This is a genomic window from Yersinia sp. 2545 StPb PI (genome assembly GCF_052217125.1).
Lineage (GTDB): Bacteria > Pseudomonadota > Gammaproteobacteria > Enterobacterales > Enterobacteriaceae > Yersinia > Yersinia enterocolitica_E.
Window position 1 is genome coordinate 1,695,486 of sequence record NZ_JAZGPY010000001.1, and the last position, 16,884, is coordinate 1,712,369.

A 16,884-nucleotide genomic window follows, 5' to 3' on the forward strand; every position below is an offset into this window, starting at 1 on the left:
GAGGAAAAAAGACAATAGGCATAGTGAGGGGGAATAAGTCAGCGCATGATTATTAGTATCGAGCCCTATATTTGTCATATAAATTTTTTCTGTCACTAATTTGTCTGACAATAAACTAACGTTATTCTTTTATTTAAATGCGTTAAATGAACACTAAATGTTAAATTAATTTACCTTAAATCTTTATACTGTTGCATGTTCATTTAATAATGGAATTGTGTTTTAGAAATTTGATAGGCAAAGAGTGATTTAACCACAAATATAATATGGTTATTTAATGTTGTGCTATTCTGCTTAAATATAATCCAATTTTTACTTGATATATACGGATAGGTTTATCGACCCGGTATTTACCGGGTTAAGATTTTTGCTATGTAATCAAGTCTAACAGTCGATTTTGATGCCATGTTGTAAAAAGAACTGGCTGAACTCGGCATCAGGCTGGCGGTCGGTGACTAACGCATCAAACAGGGTCAATGCTCCAATGCTGGCAGGTTTTATTTTACCGAACTTACTGTGGTCGGTCACCAGGATTTTCTGTTGTGATTTGGCCATAGCTCGGTGCTTTAACAGAATTTCATCGAAGTTGAAACAGGTGGCGCCATACTCAATTGAAACGCCGGCTGCGGAGATAAAAGCTTTGTTTGGGCAGGCATTGTCCAGCTCATTGTGCTGACTGATCGGTGTGAAAATATAGTTATTGGGTTTGAATTCACCACCGCACAGAATCACTTTACAGTTGGGTTTGTCTTGTAAGGAAAGAAAGGTGTTAAGGGAGTAACAAATGGCAGTAAATACCAGTTCTTCGTCTATCTCGTCGATAATAGAGGGAATTGTAGTGCCGCAGTCAAAAAAAACCGTATCATTTTCGGCGATCAACCTTGCTGCCAACTGACCAATACGGCGTTTTTCTTCCACCTGTTTGGCTTGCTGGTCAGAAACAAAATAGTTATTGGCGTTATTGCTTTTAGGGTCCATCACCACATAACCACCCAACAAAATCACGGCGGTCGGCTCGGCGCTAAGATCACGGCGAATAGTCATTTCAGAGACTCGCAGCAAATTGGCCGCGTCTTTGAGGTGGATTTTGTCGGAACGCTTTAGGGCCTGAGTAAGTTTATTGATTCGTTCTGCACGGCGGGTTTCCATAAGCTATTCCTGACAAACAATTATTAATACCATACGTTGCACTATAGTTTCTTATAATACAACGTATTGCAATAAATAAGCCCGGCAGTAGCCGGGCTGACAATCGATTCGAATCTAAACAATCGATTAATAGACTTACAATGAGTTAGTAGCTTGATGCCACGGCCTGTTGGCCCGAAACAATGGTTACACCAGAGCTGGTACCAATGCGTGTCGCCCCTGCGTTGATCATGATTTCTGCTGTCTTTTGATCACGAACTGCACCAGAGGCTTTAACGCCTATTACCGGACCAACCGTAGCACGCATCAATTTAACATGTTCTTCTTTGGCACCACCGGTGCTGAAGCCTGTTGAGGTTTTCACAAAAGCTACGTCAAGCTCACGACACATTTCACAAACTTGTACGATTTGAGCATCACTTAGCAGGCAGGTTTCTAATATTACCTTCAACGGTGTAGTGGCGCAAATATCACGTACAGCCTTAATATCGGCTTTAACTTCGGCAATTTTGCCACTTTTTAGCCAGCCAACATTGATAACCATATCAATCTCTTGCGCCCCAGCGTTGATTGCTGCCTGAGCTTCAAAGGCTTTTGCTTCAGTCAGACCCGCACCCAGTGGAAAACCAATGACTGAGCACACCTTAACCGTACTACCGGCTAACTGTTGGGCGGCGACTGGCACGTATCCAGAATTAACACATACGGCATAGAAATGATGCTGTTTAGCTTCTTCACACAGCTTGATAATTTGGGCTTCCGTGGCATCCATTGCCAATAGAGTATGGTCAATGTAATTAGCATAATTGATCGTCATGATTTTTATCCTTTTGTTCATCTGTAAGTTATCACTACTGTTATAATAGTAACATTATCAGAGGAAAACAAAGGTAATTCTCACATATTCAACTGTTTTACATTTTATTTTGTTATTTTAATTACATTTTAGCGGCTTAAATGCACCGGTAATCAATAGGTGACTTTCTTTTGTAAATTGATTTTAAAGGATTATTTTATAATGTGACTGGCGGCGGTGGATATTGCCGATCTTTTAGAGCCATCGGCAATGTGAGATTTATAACCTAGCGTGACTAGCTTCTGACCCATCCTCTACTGATAGGCAGAGCAAAACTAATACGATAAAGGCGAGTCATACCACTTGCGATAGCGTCACCGAATAAATTCCATACTAACTGTGCGAATAGGCAACCAATAATCCCTAATAAGAAGGCACCCACCATATCTAATGGCCAATGAACACCCAGGTAAATACGTGACCATGCAATGGCGGCCGCGACGACCATCATGCTGACTGCGGACCAGAGTTTGTGCCAAAAAACAAAGGCTAAGGCAAAGGTGAAAATAGCAGTGCCGTGATCACTTGGGAAAGAACTGTCGGGTGCATGGCTCATAAAGTTATAGCCAAAACCGACAACAAAAGGGCGATCGTGTGGGATAAGCATCCCGATACAAGCCGCTGAAAGCATAGAGAAAGCAAGAGCGATTGCTGCCTTGGTTACCACTGCTCGCTGCAAGTTAATGCTATCTTTTGGCCCCCATAGCCACAGTGCCACCAGTAACATGGGGATAATCATGATCAGGTCACGTGCGATGAAGGTCGCAAAAGAAATCATCCATGGCGGTGATGCCGGGGTCGCATTTATCATGGAAAAGAAAAAATAGTTCATTTGTTCCATTATTCAGTACCTTTATCGCGGCGGTAAAAACCGCTAATCATCCAAAACAGAGCCAACTGGCTCAGCCATACCCACCAACCCGCCCACAGGTTATGAGTAAGAAAATGTGCCCCGCGCATAATTTGACCAAACCCCATCAACATGCCAAGACCAATACCGAGCAACCAACACAGCGAAGCCAACCGAGGCCGCTCGGGGTAGAACAGGAAGAACAGTGCCATCACGGCAAAACCGCTGGATGCATGGCCACCGGGAAAACAGTGGCCGGGACCTGCACCTACAGGAGCGGTACCCATCAGCGCATAACTGATAGCTTTGCCACCGTACTCCACCAGATCCCAAGGGCAGGAGTGGGCGCTGACGGCCTTTAGCACCCCAACTACCAATGGACCGCTGCCAAACAACAACATGGTCGTCACCAAGCGCCCATTACGGCGATAAATCCCCCATAACAATGCCACCACGGCAGTACTGATAATGGTTATTTTCAATAATCGGTGGTTGAGTAAATCCAGCCAGTAATTGTTTTCCCATGGAAAATTTTGCCCGACGGGATCAAACCAGTAATTACTGATAAACCAATCTAGTTGCTCGTTGTTCGACAGCCACAGAAAGAGCAATCCACAGATCACTAACCCAAAAACCTGCCAAAAATAGAAGGATAACGGCAACGAGTAAAGGGAGTTTGTCTTAATTATCTGTGCTGTTGAGGCATTATTTAATGTCACTGGAGTGACATCGGCTTGAGAGGTGGGTTTACTGGTCTTCACGAAGTAACCTGAAGCGGAAATAGGGAATACTAATACTGTAATAATATTGTCTTAAGAAAGCCTTAAGGGGCAGATGGCGCGATATGGACGAGAGTAGAAATAGGCAGAACTCAAATTTCAGGCAAGAAAAAACCCGATAGTCTCATTACTCTATATAAAACAACAATATACAATAAATACAATGAGTTGATTAGTTATTGAGGGGTAGTAAATACTAGGGAAGAGTAACCTCCGCCGCCACTTTGTCGCCAGCTTTCATGGTGGTTAGCGGGTTGAACTGCACAGCGGTTTCTAGGTGCTCAGGCGCGAAGTGAGCATAACGCATTGTCATCTGAATATCACTGTGGCCAAGGATGCGCTGCAATACCAGAATGTTGCCCCCGGACATCATAAAGTGAGCGGCAAACGTATGGCGCAAAACATGTGTGAGCTGGCCAGCGGGTAACTTAATATCTGTGGTATTGATTGCGGCCATAAAGCGGAAATAACACTCACTGAAAAGCCGGTCTCCCTCTAACGCGATTAACTCGTCATGAAGTTCTTTGCTGATTGGCACACTGCGGTTCTTTTTACCTTTTGTTCTGACAAAGGTGATTTTGTGCGGGCTGACCTGCGAGCGGGTGAGTTTCTCAGCTTCATTCCATCGCGCCCCGGTACTGAGACAAACTTTTACCACCATCGGCAAATCTGCCCGACCAGAACTACATGCGGCCAATAGCGTTTTAATCTGCTCATGAGTGAGCCAAGCCATCTCTTTTTCCGCCACTGCATACTTGCGCAGATTGTCTAATGGGTTCGGTAAGTTCCATTCGCCTAATCTGGCCAACTCGCTAAACATACCGCTCAAAAAACTTTGTTCCAGATTCACGGTTACCGGTTTTGCACCTTTCTTCCATTTTTCAGAGAAGTAAATCTCGCCAGACAAACGCTTAGAGCGATAGTGAGCAAAATCTTTGCCACTCAAACTGTGAGCGGGGGGATTACCTAGCGCAGCAACTATCAATTTCAGTTTCTTATAAACCTTTTCACCGGCTGCCAGAGAACGACCATGCAGGTTATACCAAAGTTCGGCAACCTCGCTTAATGTACGTCGGTCTGGTGCATCCCCTAACCAAGGCTTATTGCTCAGTTGATCCATGGTGTAACGTTCAAAGGCTAGGGCTTCACCTTTGGTCGCAAACATTTTTCTAACCCGGCGACCTGTACGGCCTGCCGGGTAGCATTCACATAACCATTGGCCTGTTGGTTGTTTGCGTACTGACATTAAGAACCCCCTTGAAAGATAATGGGGGTATTTAACTGTATGAATAGACAGTGGTCAATGTTTGTTTATAAGTTAAAAAACACTGGAAAAATTATTTTAATCAAATGATATAGCTAGTTCTATAAAACTCAAATAATCGTCAAATTTGTATATTTTGGGATTGTTGTCAAGATAAAATATAGCACCTCTATGAGCGGTGGATTTAACTCTATCGTCAATTCTTGAATCAAACTTCAAAAAACTTTTACCATAATCTCTTGTTTCACTTGAATTTAACATAACGAATTTTTTAAAATCACTCATATAGACTTTAGAGCTTATACTTATATTTTCGATACCTAAAGTATTAGAAAAGTTTGTTTCTTGTCCATTTTTCATGGTTCTAAAAACTATATCGCCTATATTTTTCTCACTGCAATCAAGTATTAAGTTAAGTTTTTTTAACCCGAATCCACGAATGTTTTTGTTGTTAATAAATAGTTCTTCAATACCTTCGGTAGTTAATGCTTTTCCCAAGAGTTTATCCATCATTTCTTGATCTTTATCATATATAACCATAAGAATCAGTAGCGCTATATAGTCAATTGTTTTTTTAAACGATTTATTAAGCAAAAGATCAATGAATCGTTCTGTATTGCGGAGTGAGTCTCTCAGATTTAAAGAAAATAAATTAAATACTTCAGAAATATTTCTTGATAATTGGTCTGTACTTGATGGTTTTGGGAGTAATTTGCTAACGAACATCTCAAGGTTGTGAGAGAGAAATTTTTCTACTTTTTCTTTTATAAGCTCATTAACATCGGGTGCTTTTAATGAAAATCTCCGATGAAAAAACCTGCCTAAGTAATCGTTTGCACCAAAACCATTACCATAGATGTTTTTTATAGAGTGCTGCAACTGGTTTGTATCTGTTGCAATAATAAAAACAAATTTTTCTATATTGAATATATGTTTTACAACTTCTAATAGTGATTGCATAATTAGGCCGACATCTGTCAAGTTCATCTATAAATATAAATATTGGTGCTTCATATCCTTTATTAAAACTCATTTGTGCCCAGAAACTAAGTTCTTTTTTTAGCGTGATAATTGCGTTGTTTTTTTCTTTATGCTCTTTCAACATTAGCGTAGCAGCTGATTTGGCAATTTCACCAATATTATCCATCCCTGCATAGTTTTTTAGTAATCCAGATAATATTTCCGGAATTACACCTTTGGTAAAACGCCCGATTGAGTCACCTATCTTAATTAATCGAGAGTCAATTCGGCCAGAATAATGTTCTATTTGGGATATTAATGATGAAAACAGTGTAAGAAAAGGATCATCTGAATAATCCTGTTTCCATGCATCTATATAAATACATGGATGTTTATCCTTTAATGAGCTATAAAGTCTTTTTACGAAAAAGGTTTTCCCTGCGCCCCACTCTGCATTCAAATTAATAACAGTATTGTTTTTACTCCCTTTTTCATTAAGATAATAATATAGATATTCAGCATATCTTCTTCTGCCTAGTTTATCGGCAGGTAGTAGTTCATTTTCACCATCTAAGTTGAAAATAATCTCTTTATTCCAATCCCAATCAAGGTTAAATACATTGTTATTCATGTGGTAATCCATCTGAAATTAAGTCTGCTACTTACTCTTCTTTATTTTTTTTCAGAGAGCCGCTTAATGACTTGAATGTATCAATAATATTAGGGGGAGTATGATTGTTTTCTTTTGAAAAAGCAGAGTCCCCAGACATATTCCAGTCTTTAAAAACTAACATTGCATCCTCTTTTGTTGCACTAGAACCATAAATTTGCAAAAATAATTGACCGAAACTTAATGCATGTTGTCTGTCTTTTCTTCGAATTGACTCATGAGTATAATTACGGGAATTAGAGAAGCAAACAAATGCAAGCCATGAAAGTAAACCAATACCTAAGCCACCACGAATAAATATATATAACAATCCAACCCATTCGAAATTTTCATTCTTCAATATTAAATCTGTTCCTTGGGAGAATGTACAAAATGCAGCGAACACCGCAAACAAAGTTACGACAATACCAGTGATTGACCAATTACGTGACATTTCAGTAAAGAAGAGGTCATCTTTATCAAGTTTTTCACTTACCTTTTGCACGTAACCTGGTATCTCTTTATCGATTATTTTTTGTTGCGATAATTCTTTTAATTCTTTATTTTCTTTTAGAAGGATATTTTTTTCTTCAATTATTGAGTCTTTCTCATTGATTAAAATGTCCTTTTCTAGAACTAATGTATTACATTTTTCCGTAATATCACTGATTATTTTTTCAAGGTTTATTGTCCATTCTTTTGTTTTTCTTAGAGTTAGGTTTAACCTTCTGTTTTCGTGCTTTAACTCAGATGCATCCTTGGCATAACTTAATTTATCTTTTTCGCTAGTATTTATGTCGAAAATGAAATCTTCTTTGCTATCTGAATCTAATCTATGTAACTCTTTGATTTCATTTATAAATTTGTCAACCATCTTGAAATTGTTATTTCTCAGATAACTAATAAGTCTTTCATGAGATTTAACATCGATCAATTCATTGGATAATAAAAACTCAAGCTCAGTAAGATAACTATCTATATTTCTAATTTCCATATTTCATACTCATGATTAATTTTGAAAATTTTGGTAGGAGATATTTATAGACACAATTCTTGAGGAAATTAAAATTTCATCAAGTTTACAATCAAAAGCAAACTTCCCGCCCTCAACCCGCACTTTACCTCCGGGAATACGAATAATATCTCTAACGCTGATTGTTCCCTCTATATCAACAACCCATTTTCCATCCTGTACTTCATCGAATTTGCGATCAGCAATATAGGTAACATCACCATCAAGGATAACAACCGGGTCTTTCAATCCATCAGGCAAGAACGCCTTATCGAACATATAGAAATTCGAGTCGTAGAGTTTTCCATCTAACAACTTTTTGCGAGGAACCTGCACGATATCTGTCTGTTGGGCGCTTTCAAACATCACACCTTCGCCCGTTGTTAACCAACGCAATGATGCCCCAGTCTCTAAAGCACACTGAATAACCCAATCAGATGGGAATGAATCACGCATATAACGTGTCGCTAGTGTACTTTTCGACACATGCAATTGATCGCAAAGTGCCTGACGGGTTGTAAAACCATAGGCTTCCACCATGCGCTCGATAGCGCCGCGGCCACCTTTATTTAAATCCATAAGATTTCACCGTGTGAACTTTTTTTATTGACGTTCGTTTATTGTGATCTTATAGTTCTCATGATTTCAAAATGTGAACTAGTACTATTCGTCACTAATAAGCACTGATAAAAGAGGGATGTTGCACTATGAGACCTAACATTTCAATCACTCTTCTGACCCCCCATGTCACAGTAGAGAAATATAGTGAATTAACGGGCTTAGATTCGGACACCATCAGAGCAATGCTTGCTGATGGCCGTTTAGTTCGCCACCGCCTGCGTAAAGATATGAAGCGCGAAAAAGTCATGATCAACATGGCCGCACTTACCGTAGATGCTCTCTCGAATTGTGATATTGCAATCGCCTAGTTCGATATTGCGTTATTGGGAGGGTATCGACCATGTTTGATTTCCAGCTTTCTAAACACCCGCGCTTTGATATGTCATGCCGTGCTTTTGCCCGGAATAACAATTTAACGGCGGTTGCAGAGCAAATCGGTATGAAGCCGCAAATGCTGCGTAACAAACTTAACCCTGACCAGCCGCACCAGTTGAGCTGCATCGAACTGTTGACGCTCACTGACATTACCGAAGATCCAACGCTGTTAGATGGCTTGCTGTCTCAACTGCAATGTTTACCAGCGGTACCGGTTAATGAAGCCAATCCCGCTAATTTACCTGTTCATACCCTGAGCGCTACGGCGGCAATCGGCGCAATTGCCGGTGAAACCGTAACAGCCGGGCCTATGACGCAATCCCGTAGAAACGCCATTCTTGACCGTGCGAATCAGGCCATTCGTGACCTGTCGCTGATTGTTGTATCGGTTGAAGCGCGTTTCCAATCCACGCCAGCACTGGCCGCAGCGGTTGATTTTATCAGCACCAGCGGGCTGGTTCCGGGCCTGAACTGAGGAACTTATGAAAGTTTTCGCTAACTACCTGAAACAACAATCACCCAGCCAACAATTAAACCATTTTGGCCACGGCTGGATTGAATTACCAAACGGCCAACGCTGGCAACCTTGTGCCAGCCGAGTGGTGTTTCTAGGAGAATTACGTAAACCCATCTTTAAAACCAAACGCCGCCGGTGGTGGTTCCGTTTGATGGGATTAAGGGGGTAACCATGTCAGTTAATAACAGCAAATGGATAGCCATTATCCGCAACAAAGTGACCGGCAGCCACAGTCGGGCAAGGGTGATATGGGAAAAACTCCCAGCACAACACAGGGGGATAGTGCTCCATTCTGCGGGGATGAAGTCAGAGCACTGCCGGTATCTGTGGGATGATTTTTCCCGTGAAGAATTACATCAGTTGCAGCGAGGGATTCAGCGATTACGGGCGCTGGTAGATACATTCGGTCAAGTCAGTACGTTAGATTTTGTGAAAGAGGATAAGCGTAACCGAAAGCCGCAGCATCAACCGGCACCTGTCAAATCTTATGGTCCGGAAATGATTACAGCCCAGTCGATGGCCAATATGCATTACACCGATAATTAAGGGGAACACGATGAAAGCAATCTCAGTTGATAAAAAAGGCTTGTTGGCAGATTTTGGCCATTGGGGAGTAGCCCATAACTATGCTCAATTCTTCTTAGGGAAATGTCGCTTAGTTGATAACAGTGTGGAATTACAGCCGCTTATGTTTAATGACACCATGCATTTGAATAACCCGCATCAGTGGCTTGCGGCCAATGCGGCATTTTGGTGCCGGGCATACCGTGAAGCAGAATCAAAGGGTGATCAAATTGAAGCGCTGGCCTCTATTCGCGCCATTTTTTATATATCCAGTGCGCTGGGATTAGGTGTTGTCACTTGGAATATTAATAACTGGTGGATTAAAACCATTGAGATCCACGGGCTGGTGCAAATAAACCATTCCTGTACGTCAGCCAACACAACCAAGCAACTGCATTAATTAACCCACAACCATAAATACCAGTGGCCTCCCATAGGTGGCAGGGGATTTTTATTACCTAAATTCGGAGAAAACAATATGCATATGCATAAAACAGTAGGGCAGGAAATGAGTAACCGAGCGGCGGCTGAGTCTCGTCAGCATGCTTTGCTAGTAGCTAGAAAGGAGGCCCGAATAGACACACTTGTTAAGTTATCTGGCCATTTTGACCGGTTGGCCACTGATATTGCTAATAAGGGAATGTCTTCAACTGAGATTGTCGAGTTACTGAGGCAAGTTGCGGAAAACATGAGCCGTGGACGGGTTTGGAGCGAATGACCGCTACCATTCAGCGCCCAGTAAGTGACTTTATGGACGGGGATATTTTATCCCTGTCTTTACCTTTTAATGGGGAATTCAGTCGGGAGCCGGAGGGGCCGCGCCGCCCACAAGATATCAGTATCACCGAAGATGAACTCTTTGTTCAGAACCCAACCGATCATCAATGGCGCAGCCAGTTTTTAGGGGGAATGCCCCAATTTTTAGCCCGCTATTTTGGTGACCGGTATTCCAACCTGTTCCAATCTAAAGGCCGTCGCCATGCCAATACATTCTTACGCACTAGGGTGGGCGAGAATGTATTGCCACGTCTACAGATGGTTAACCGCCAATATCAACCGGTCATTAAAGCCCCCGGTTTTTTGCCGTGGCCCTTCGCCGATGATTTAGAACGTCTGCCATCGTTTGGCCGGGATGAGTTACGCAACCTGTCCCACCGGGTGGCTGATTTTATGTCTGAAAGTTTTACTGACTATATCGAGCGTAATTTCAACGGGCAGAGCAGCGACCCAAAAGAACTCTGGCAGCGCACCCAACGCGCTTATATCTGCCTTGTAAAACTCAGTAAGCAAGTGGGAACCGAGCCGCCGTACTGGCGGGAATTCAATTCCAGCCGCAAGACAATTAACCCTCGGAAAATTGAGTCTGGTTTGCTGCGCATGATGTCACCGGATTGGTGGCGTGTGCGTTTAAAGCGCCTGCGGGATGTGCGCCGTGAACATATGGCCATTGCGGTGGGGCAAGTACAGAAATCAGCGTCAGCCTATGTCAGCCGGTCAACCATGGCCGAATGGGTAGAGCAAAAACGCCGTAACCGTGAGTTTTTCAAAGCGTTTGAACTGGAAAATCAGGACGGCGAACGAGTTTCGTTAGAAGACATGGTGAACGGCAGCAACGCCAATCCCGCAATCCGGAGATGTGAACTGATGGTTAGAATGCGAGGTTTTGAAGATTTAGCCAATGAAATGGGCTGCGTGGGGGAGTTCTACACCATTACTGCACCGTCTAAATATCATGCGGTGTATCACGGTGGCGGTTTTGTCACCAATTGGAATGGGGCCAGCCCACGTCAGACACAAAAATATTTATGCAGCGTATGGGCTAAATCCCGTGCAGCGATTGCCCGTGCCGGGATTAATGTCTTTGGTTTCCGTGTGGTAGAACCGCATCACGATGGCACCCCTCACTGGCATGTGTTGCTGTTTATGTTGCCGCAACACGTTGATCAGGTGCGTGACATTCTCTGTTATTACGCTCGGTTGGAGGATAGCGAAACACTGCAAAGCCAAGAGGCACTAAAAGCCCGTTTCCATGCTGAACCCATTGATCCGGCCAAAGGCAGTGCAACCGGCTATATCGCGAAATATATCTCAAAGAATATCGACGGCTACGCGCTGGGCGAGGAAGAAGACGGCGAGACGGGCGGTAATGCGCGGGAAATGGCTAAGGCGGTCACCGCATGGGCCAGTCGTTGGCGTATCAGACAATTTCAGCAAATCGGTGGTGCGCCGGTGACTGTCTGGCGTGAGTTACGCCGCTTGCCTAGTGATGAGCAAATTTTACCGGATCAGGATATGGATAACGTGCGCTTTGCTGCGGATCTGGGCAACTGGTACGCCTATACCGAATTTCAGGGCGGGCCAATGGTGAGCCGGGATTGTTTGACCGTGCGCCTGTCATATGAAATCACCGAAATGGGCAATGTTTACGCCGAAGACGTTAAACGGGTTTTGGGTATCTATTCGCCGTTACTGGGGGAGGACTCCGCTGTCTGCACCCGTTTGGTTAAATGGCAGATTGTGCCGAAGTTGGCCGAAAGCGCAGCGCAGGCCGGGGTTTTGGCTTTTTCTGGCGGCAGCGCCGCCGCTAGGAGTTCTGTCAATAACTGTACGCCGGAGTCCCGGCAACGATTAACGGAAGAATTACGCCTTAGAGGTTTTGCCGGTGATGCAGAGGAAATTTCGATACTGGAACGGGGCAGCAGCCTAAAAATTTACGGTGACCGTTCAGTAAGGTTAAATAATGGTCGGTTAGAAGAGGTGTCCCCACGGCCAGAACACCAGCGTTGGCCGGGCTGGAATTGATTACGCTCATGAAATTCCGAGGAAACAGGCAGTTAGCTGTTTCCTATTTTCTTAATTTTATTATACTGTATATAAACACAGTATAAACATAATGAGTGGAGGGAGTCGTGACGGATTTATTTTTTGAATCTTTAGCGTTGCAGCGCATTGATTTGGTTGCAAGGTTGGTCACGAATAACCAGTGCAATGAAGAGGACAGGGATTTGGCATTAGTTTGGATTGCCGAAATGACTACCGCATTAACCATTGAACTGGATAAACAGCAACAAAAAGGCCTCCATATCGGAGGCCAGTAGTTATGCGGCTGATGCACTACCTTGCAACAGGTTAAGCATCATTTGCCGCTGCTGCGGATTCATTGAATCTACAACGGTTTTAATCAGTTTATCCCCAGTTTTAGCACTGGGGCTGATGGTGTGTGAAAAGGTCACATTCATCACGAAAGTGTGGCCACATTCCACATCATTGCAGGCGCAATATAAATCTGATATCTGCCGGTGTTTACGGTTGGTTTTTCGGATAATGGCCGCGCCACCGCATTCAGGGCATAAGACTTTCATCACTCGCATGTTTCTGGCTCCAAAAGTGGCGAACTTCTGGAATTTTAACGTGTTTCTGCTCATAACGCACCCGATTGTGTCTCTTCAATGTCGAATTTAACGTGTAAATGTGCCGGAATCTGCGGGTCGCTGTTGATAGCGTCCATAATCATGCGTTGCAGCGGAATAACCTCATCTTTTCGGTAGGTTGTCCGCGCCTTTTCCGGGTCACCCAATCCCGCGCTATTGCTGGGAATAATGCCCGCCAGCCCTGCCGGGTATCGGTGAGCGGTCAAAATATCCTGCGCACTGATATTTTTGATATTGGCAAATTCATCTTTGGCGCTGATATCACCAATCGGGATAAATTTAATCCCCTCCGGGTCACCTTTCGGGATGTTCACAAACAAGGTGCTGAAATTGCCGATACCCTTGCTCTGTTCCAGACTTTTAATAATCTCGTCTTCCACTTCGGTACTGAGATTCGGGTCATTGGTGTAGATAATCCCGCCCGTATGCGCCCCATTGTGATAGTAGCGGCGGCGAAAAATGGTGGCCTCAGAGTTGAGTAAGGCGGCATGAATCCCGCCGATGTAATCCGGTAGGCCATAAACCTGCTGCTGCGGGTCATACTGTTTAAGGTAAATAACCTCCTCCTGGTTAAAAACCAGCGGTTCCCCTTTCTGCAAAATCACGATGCTGTCGTCTTTACGCACCCGCAAATAAAGCGAGGGCAGCGGGGCCAGTGCTACCACTTCCCCCCAACCGTTACGCACTTTTGCAATGGCCACATCACCAAAGGTCAGATAATCGAACACCCCGGCTTTCAATTCCGCATGGCTCAGACCTCCGGTCACATAATCAGCCGCCACCATATTGCGCCGGGCATAGAGAACGCCGCCATGCTGGCCATTAAGATTAACCAGTTGGGCAAGGGCCAGCCGGTCAATGGGTTGGCTGTAGTGGTCAAAATCATTGTCATACCAGATTTCCTGATAATCAGTGCCGGTGGTTAAAACCGGTTCGGGCTTGCCCAAACTGATAATGCTCATTTTGCTGTTGGTGTGGGTCACTGGGGCGCGGCGGTCCTGTTTTTTCTTCTTCATGCGGCTTTGCTCGTCTTCCATGTGGATTTACGTTTATGCTCAAAGTTGAGCGGTTCGTTATCTATTGCGTGGGATATAGCCCAAAATACATCGGCGTGGCCGGTTTCTTTGGTACGGTCTGCAACAAAGGTCATGCCGCCGCCCTTGGCGGTACTGGTGCGGCGAATGGCCAGAAATGACGCGGGGATCTCTTTGGCTTCGGCGTCCCATTCAAGGCGCTGGCTTTCAATCACATCCACCATTTTCATGACCAGCCGGTTCTTACTTTCCAGCCCGTAGTGGATGGCCACTGCTTGGCGCATGGCAAAGTTCTGTACCAACTCAAATACGCCGTTGCCGATCCCGGTGATATCTACGCCGATGTAGGTCATGTTGTAGCGCTGAAACAGTTCTTTTATCTGGTTGGCCTGATAGTTAAAGTTCAGCCCTTGCCAGTAGAACGTGGCCAGCACCCGAAAGCGCTCACCCTCAAACTGAGGCGGGGCAATAATGACAAAGGTTGAGGTATCACCGCTGCGGGCCGGGTCGAAGCCGCCCCACACTTCGCGGTTACCGAATGGCCGTGGCGCACTGAAATCATGGTCTTGCCACATCTCAATATCGACGCCGCATTTTTCCAGCATATGGAACTTAAATACGCTGTCGCCGCTGTCCACAAACACACACATATAGAGCATGTTAAAGGTGTCGCGGTTGTACTTATTGCGCAGGCGCTCGATATTGGCCAGATTGAAACCGCCATCTATCGCGTCTTCTAATGTAATGACATAGCGCCACTGGCCATCCGGGCAGAGCCGCCCGCCGTCGCGGTACTCATCAAATTCCGGGAAGGTGATTTTGCTGCGCTGTTTGTCGCCTTGCTTCCACTCCTCACCCGTCCAGAACGGATAGCCCTGATGGGTCTTGGCGCTGGGTGTGGAGAAATAGGTGGTACGCCATCTATCATGGGTGGCCATGGCGCTGGCCGCTTCATTTAATTTGGCAAAATTCGGTACCCACAAATATTCATCGCAATACAGGTGGCCGCTGTAGGATTGGGCGGTGTTCTTGTTGGTAGACAGGAAACGCAACTCCGCGCCGTTACTTAGGCGTATTGGGTTACCGGTCAGCGTCACCCCAAAGAACTGCTGCGCGATATTGACGATATACGAGCGGAATACTTCGGCCTGCGCACGGGAAGCAGACAGGAATATTTGTGGGTCGCCGCTGATAATCGCGTCTTCCAGTGCTTCAAAGGAGAAATACCACGTTGCCCCAATCTGGCGGCTTTTCAGGATATTGCGGATAGCGTGGTGTTTATTGGCCCGCAGGTATTGCTGATAGAAAAACAGCGTTTCCCCGGCAAACAGTTCCAGCTCTTCCTGTTGAATGCCTGAAATATCATTTTTGCGGTATTTACGTTTGCCGCCGCCATTCTCATCACGCGCGGCAGCTTCTTCACCGCTGGCATAACTGCCTTGTGTCTGCGCTTTAATCGCTGCTAGTTTTTCAGCTTGTTTGCTTTTCTGCGCCATTAATTTGCAGTGCTGGGCGATTAAACTGTCTACCTCTTTTAATTCCAGCTCGTTTTTATTATCGCGATTGGCCAGTACCAATATGCGGCGATTGATTGCCTCCTCAATACTTTCATGACTGAGCATATCAGCCCAATGCCATTTTTGTGCCCAATAGTAAATGATCCGCGTATTCGGCAGATTTAATTCGTTGGCGATTTCTTTCGGTGTCCACCGTTGTAAATAAAGTGAACGCGCCACACCGATAATAGTTTGTGAGTGTTTAGCCATGAATGTAATTATGCGGGGTTTATTTTGGATAGACGTTATTAATAAATCGGTTGTATTCGGCTAACGGGTTATATCCGAATTGAACCGAAATAGGGTGGGTGCGTCGATTAAAATAATCCGCAATACTGCCATCACTGAATTAAAACCACTAATAACGAGATTGTATTTTATGTCCGGCTCTCAACTCATGACTAACTGGATACGTATTGCGTCTGAGGGTGAAACCGTAGATGGACGCCATATGGAGCGCCAGTGGCTAATTGATTGCGCTGAAACTTATGACTATGAATTCTATGCCGCCTTGATTTGGCCTGAGCATGAAGACTGGGGTTATAACTTGGGCGAAGTCTTAGAGCTAAAGGCGGAGGAAGTGGACGGGATAATGCGGCTGTTCGCTCGCTTGTGTCCCTCCACCCATCTGTTACAGGCCAATCGGGATGGCCAATTGTTATTTTGTTCGGTTGAACTGACCCCTAGCCGTAATTTCAGGGGATCGGGAAAGTGCTATCTGGAGGGCTTGGGCGTCACCAATACCCCGGCGAGTGTCGGCACGCAGCGCTTACGTTTTAGCAGCAAGCGTAAACATTCATTATTCGGTGCGCTGGAACCGCTGGTAATTAGCGAATTTAAGAATTTGGGTAAGGAAAAAACAATGGCAGAAAGTAAAACAGTAAATAAAAAGAAAAGTCCGTGGCAGAGTATGTTTGGTATTAAGAACTATTCCGAAGAAACGCCGGAAGAAATTCCAGATGCGGACAGTAAAGTGCAGGTATTAGCCGAGGCGCTGGCCAGTTTGGAAGCTCGCGTTATTGCACTTGAAACAAAAACCGAAGAAACCGATACCGCTGTAGAAGAAGTGGTGGCCGATGTTGAAACGGTAAAAGAAGTGGTGGATACCGAAGAATTTGCCACCCTGCGCGATAACTTGCCGGGCATTATTAAGAACTTTGGCAAACTGGATAATAAAGTCACTAAATTGCCGAATAAGTTTTCTAAAGGTGAGGGGAAAAAGCCGTTTAAATTCCTGTAAGGCTTAATAGCCAACGTATTGGCTGTT

General features: G+C 44.5%; 19 protein-coding genes and 1 pseudogene. 9 read left to right on the forward strand and 11 right to left on the reverse strand.

Annotated elements, in window-relative coordinates; all coding sequences use genetic code 11:
• Positions 1 to 384: 384 nt before the first annotated feature.
• The 8 genes and pseudogenes from deoR to V1955_RS07780 form a co-directional block, all read right to left on the reverse strand.
• Positions 385 to 1,149, reverse strand: a complete 765-nt coding sequence (gene deoR, locus V1955_RS07745) for a DNA-binding transcriptional repressor DeoR (protein ID WP_442820741.1) — start codon at positions 1,147 to 1,149, stop codon at positions 385 to 387.
• Between the two features lie 145 nt (positions 1,150 to 1,294).
• A complete protein-coding gene (gene deoC / locus V1955_RS07750; protein ID WP_083158395.1) occupies positions 1,295 to 1,966 on the reverse strand; it encodes a deoxyribose-phosphate aldolase in 672 nt (223 codons plus the stop codon).
• Positions 1,967 to 2,240: 274 nt separating this feature from the next.
• The gene (ybjG, locus tag V1955_RS07755) at positions 2,241 to 2,846 is read right to left on the reverse strand and encodes an undecaprenyl-diphosphate phosphatase (protein WP_372569333.1); all 606 of its coding nucleotides are present in this window, start codon (positions 2,844 to 2,846) and stop codon (positions 2,241 to 2,243) included.
• On the reverse strand, positions 2,846 to 3,517 hold the full coding sequence (locus V1955_RS07760; RefSeq protein WP_442821430.1) for a phosphatase PAP2 family protein: 672 nt from the start codon (positions 3,515 to 3,517) through the stop codon (positions 2,846 to 2,848). Before V1955_RS07760 ends, ybjG begins: the two co-directional genes overlap by 1 nt.
• 313 nt (positions 3,518 to 3,830) lie before the next feature.
• Positions 3,831 to 4,880: a phage integrase gene (locus V1955_RS07765; RefSeq protein ID WP_442820742.1), complete on the reverse strand. Its 1,050-nt coding sequence runs from the start codon at positions 4,878 to 4,880 to the stop codon at positions 3,831 to 3,833.
• 96 nt (positions 4,881 to 4,976) lie between these two features.
• A pseudogene (locus tag V1955_RS07770) lies at positions 4,977 to 6,501 on the reverse strand (KAP family P-loop NTPase fold protein).
• Between the two features lie 19 nt (positions 6,502 to 6,520).
• Positions 6,521 to 7,501 (reverse strand): hypothetical protein, encoded by a 981-nt coding sequence (locus V1955_RS07775; RefSeq protein ID WP_442820743.1) that lies wholly within the window; start codon positions 7,499 to 7,501, stop codon positions 6,521 to 6,523.
• Between the two features lie 15 nt (positions 7,502 to 7,516).
• Positions 7,517 to 8,098 carry a phage repressor protein CI gene (locus V1955_RS07780; RefSeq protein WP_442820744.1) on the reverse strand — a complete coding sequence of 194 codons (582 nt, stop codon included), beginning with the start codon at positions 8,096 to 8,098 and terminating at the stop codon, positions 7,517 to 7,519.
• Positions 8,099 to 8,226: 128 nt separating this feature from the next.
• On the opposite strand from V1955_RS07780, the gene V1955_RS07785 reads away from it, so the two are divergent.
• From V1955_RS07785 to V1955_RS07820, 8 genes are all read left to right on the forward strand, one after another.
• On the forward strand, positions 8,227 to 8,448 hold the full coding sequence (locus tag V1955_RS07785; protein WP_005171278.1) for a hypothetical protein: 222 nt from the start codon (positions 8,227 to 8,229) through the stop codon (positions 8,446 to 8,448).
• Between the two features lie 32 nt (positions 8,449 to 8,480).
• Positions 8,481 to 8,990 (forward strand): phage regulatory CII family protein, encoded by a 510-nt coding sequence (locus V1955_RS07790; RefSeq protein ID WP_442820745.1) that lies wholly within the window; start codon positions 8,481 to 8,483, stop codon positions 8,988 to 8,990.
• Between the two features lie 7 nt (positions 8,991 to 8,997).
• The gene (locus tag V1955_RS07795; protein ID WP_050310545.1) at positions 8,998 to 9,201 is read left to right on the forward strand and encodes a phage filamentation protein Fil family protein; all 204 of its coding nucleotides are present in this window, start codon (positions 8,998 to 9,000) and stop codon (positions 9,199 to 9,201) included.
• Positions 9,202 to 9,203: 2 nt separating this feature from the next.
• A complete protein-coding gene (locus V1955_RS07800) occupies positions 9,204 to 9,578 on the forward strand; it encodes a hypothetical protein (RefSeq protein WP_442820746.1) in 375 nt (124 codons plus the stop codon).
• Between the two features lie 10 nt (positions 9,579 to 9,588).
• A complete protein-coding gene (locus V1955_RS07805; RefSeq protein ID WP_442820747.1) occupies positions 9,589 to 9,996 on the forward strand; it encodes a hypothetical protein in 408 nt (135 codons plus the stop codon).
• Between the two features lie 108 nt (positions 9,997 to 10,104).
• Positions 10,105 to 10,314: a DUF2732 family protein gene (locus V1955_RS07810; RefSeq protein WP_442820748.1), complete on the forward strand. Its 210-nt coding sequence runs from the start codon at positions 10,105 to 10,107 to the stop codon at positions 10,312 to 10,314.
• Positions 10,311 to 12,398 carry a replication endonuclease gene (locus V1955_RS07815; protein ID WP_442820749.1) on the forward strand — a complete coding sequence of 696 codons (2,088 nt, stop codon included), beginning with the start codon at positions 10,311 to 10,313 and terminating at the stop codon, positions 12,396 to 12,398. The genes V1955_RS07810 and V1955_RS07815 overlap by 4 nt, the downstream gene beginning before the upstream one ends.
• A 107-nt stretch (positions 12,399 to 12,505) precedes the next feature.
• Entirely contained in the window at positions 12,506 to 12,694 is a 189-nt protein-coding gene (locus tag V1955_RS07820; protein ID WP_004389555.1) for a hypothetical protein, read from the forward strand.
• Here V1955_RS07820 and V1955_RS07825 read toward each other — a convergent pair whose 3' ends face one another.
• Genes V1955_RS07825 through V1955_RS07835 form a run of 3 tightly spaced genes read right to left on the reverse strand, consistent with a single transcriptional unit; the run spans position 12,695 to position 15,827 of the window.
• Positions 12,695 to 13,021 (reverse strand): ogr/Delta-like zinc finger family protein, encoded by a 327-nt coding sequence (locus V1955_RS07825; protein WP_050138358.1) that lies wholly within the window; start codon positions 13,019 to 13,021, stop codon positions 12,695 to 12,697.
• Positions 13,018 to 14,043 carry a phage portal protein gene (locus tag V1955_RS07830; RefSeq protein WP_442820750.1) on the reverse strand — a complete coding sequence of 342 codons (1,026 nt, stop codon included), beginning with the start codon at positions 14,041 to 14,043 and terminating at the stop codon, positions 13,018 to 13,020. The genes V1955_RS07825 and V1955_RS07830 overlap by 4 nt, the downstream gene beginning before the upstream one ends.
• Positions 14,040 to 15,827 (reverse strand): terminase large subunit domain-containing protein, encoded by a 1,788-nt coding sequence (locus V1955_RS07835; RefSeq protein WP_442820751.1) that lies wholly within the window; start codon positions 15,825 to 15,827, stop codon positions 14,040 to 14,042. Before V1955_RS07835 ends, V1955_RS07830 begins: the two co-directional genes overlap by 4 nt.
• A gap of 169 nt (positions 15,828 to 15,996) precedes the next feature.
• On the opposite strand from V1955_RS07835, the gene V1955_RS07840 reads away from it, so the two are divergent.
• A complete protein-coding gene (locus V1955_RS07840) occupies positions 15,997 to 16,857 on the forward strand; it encodes a GPO family capsid scaffolding protein (protein ID WP_442820752.1) in 861 nt (286 codons plus the stop codon).
• Positions 16,858 to 16,884: the final 27 nt, after the last annotated feature.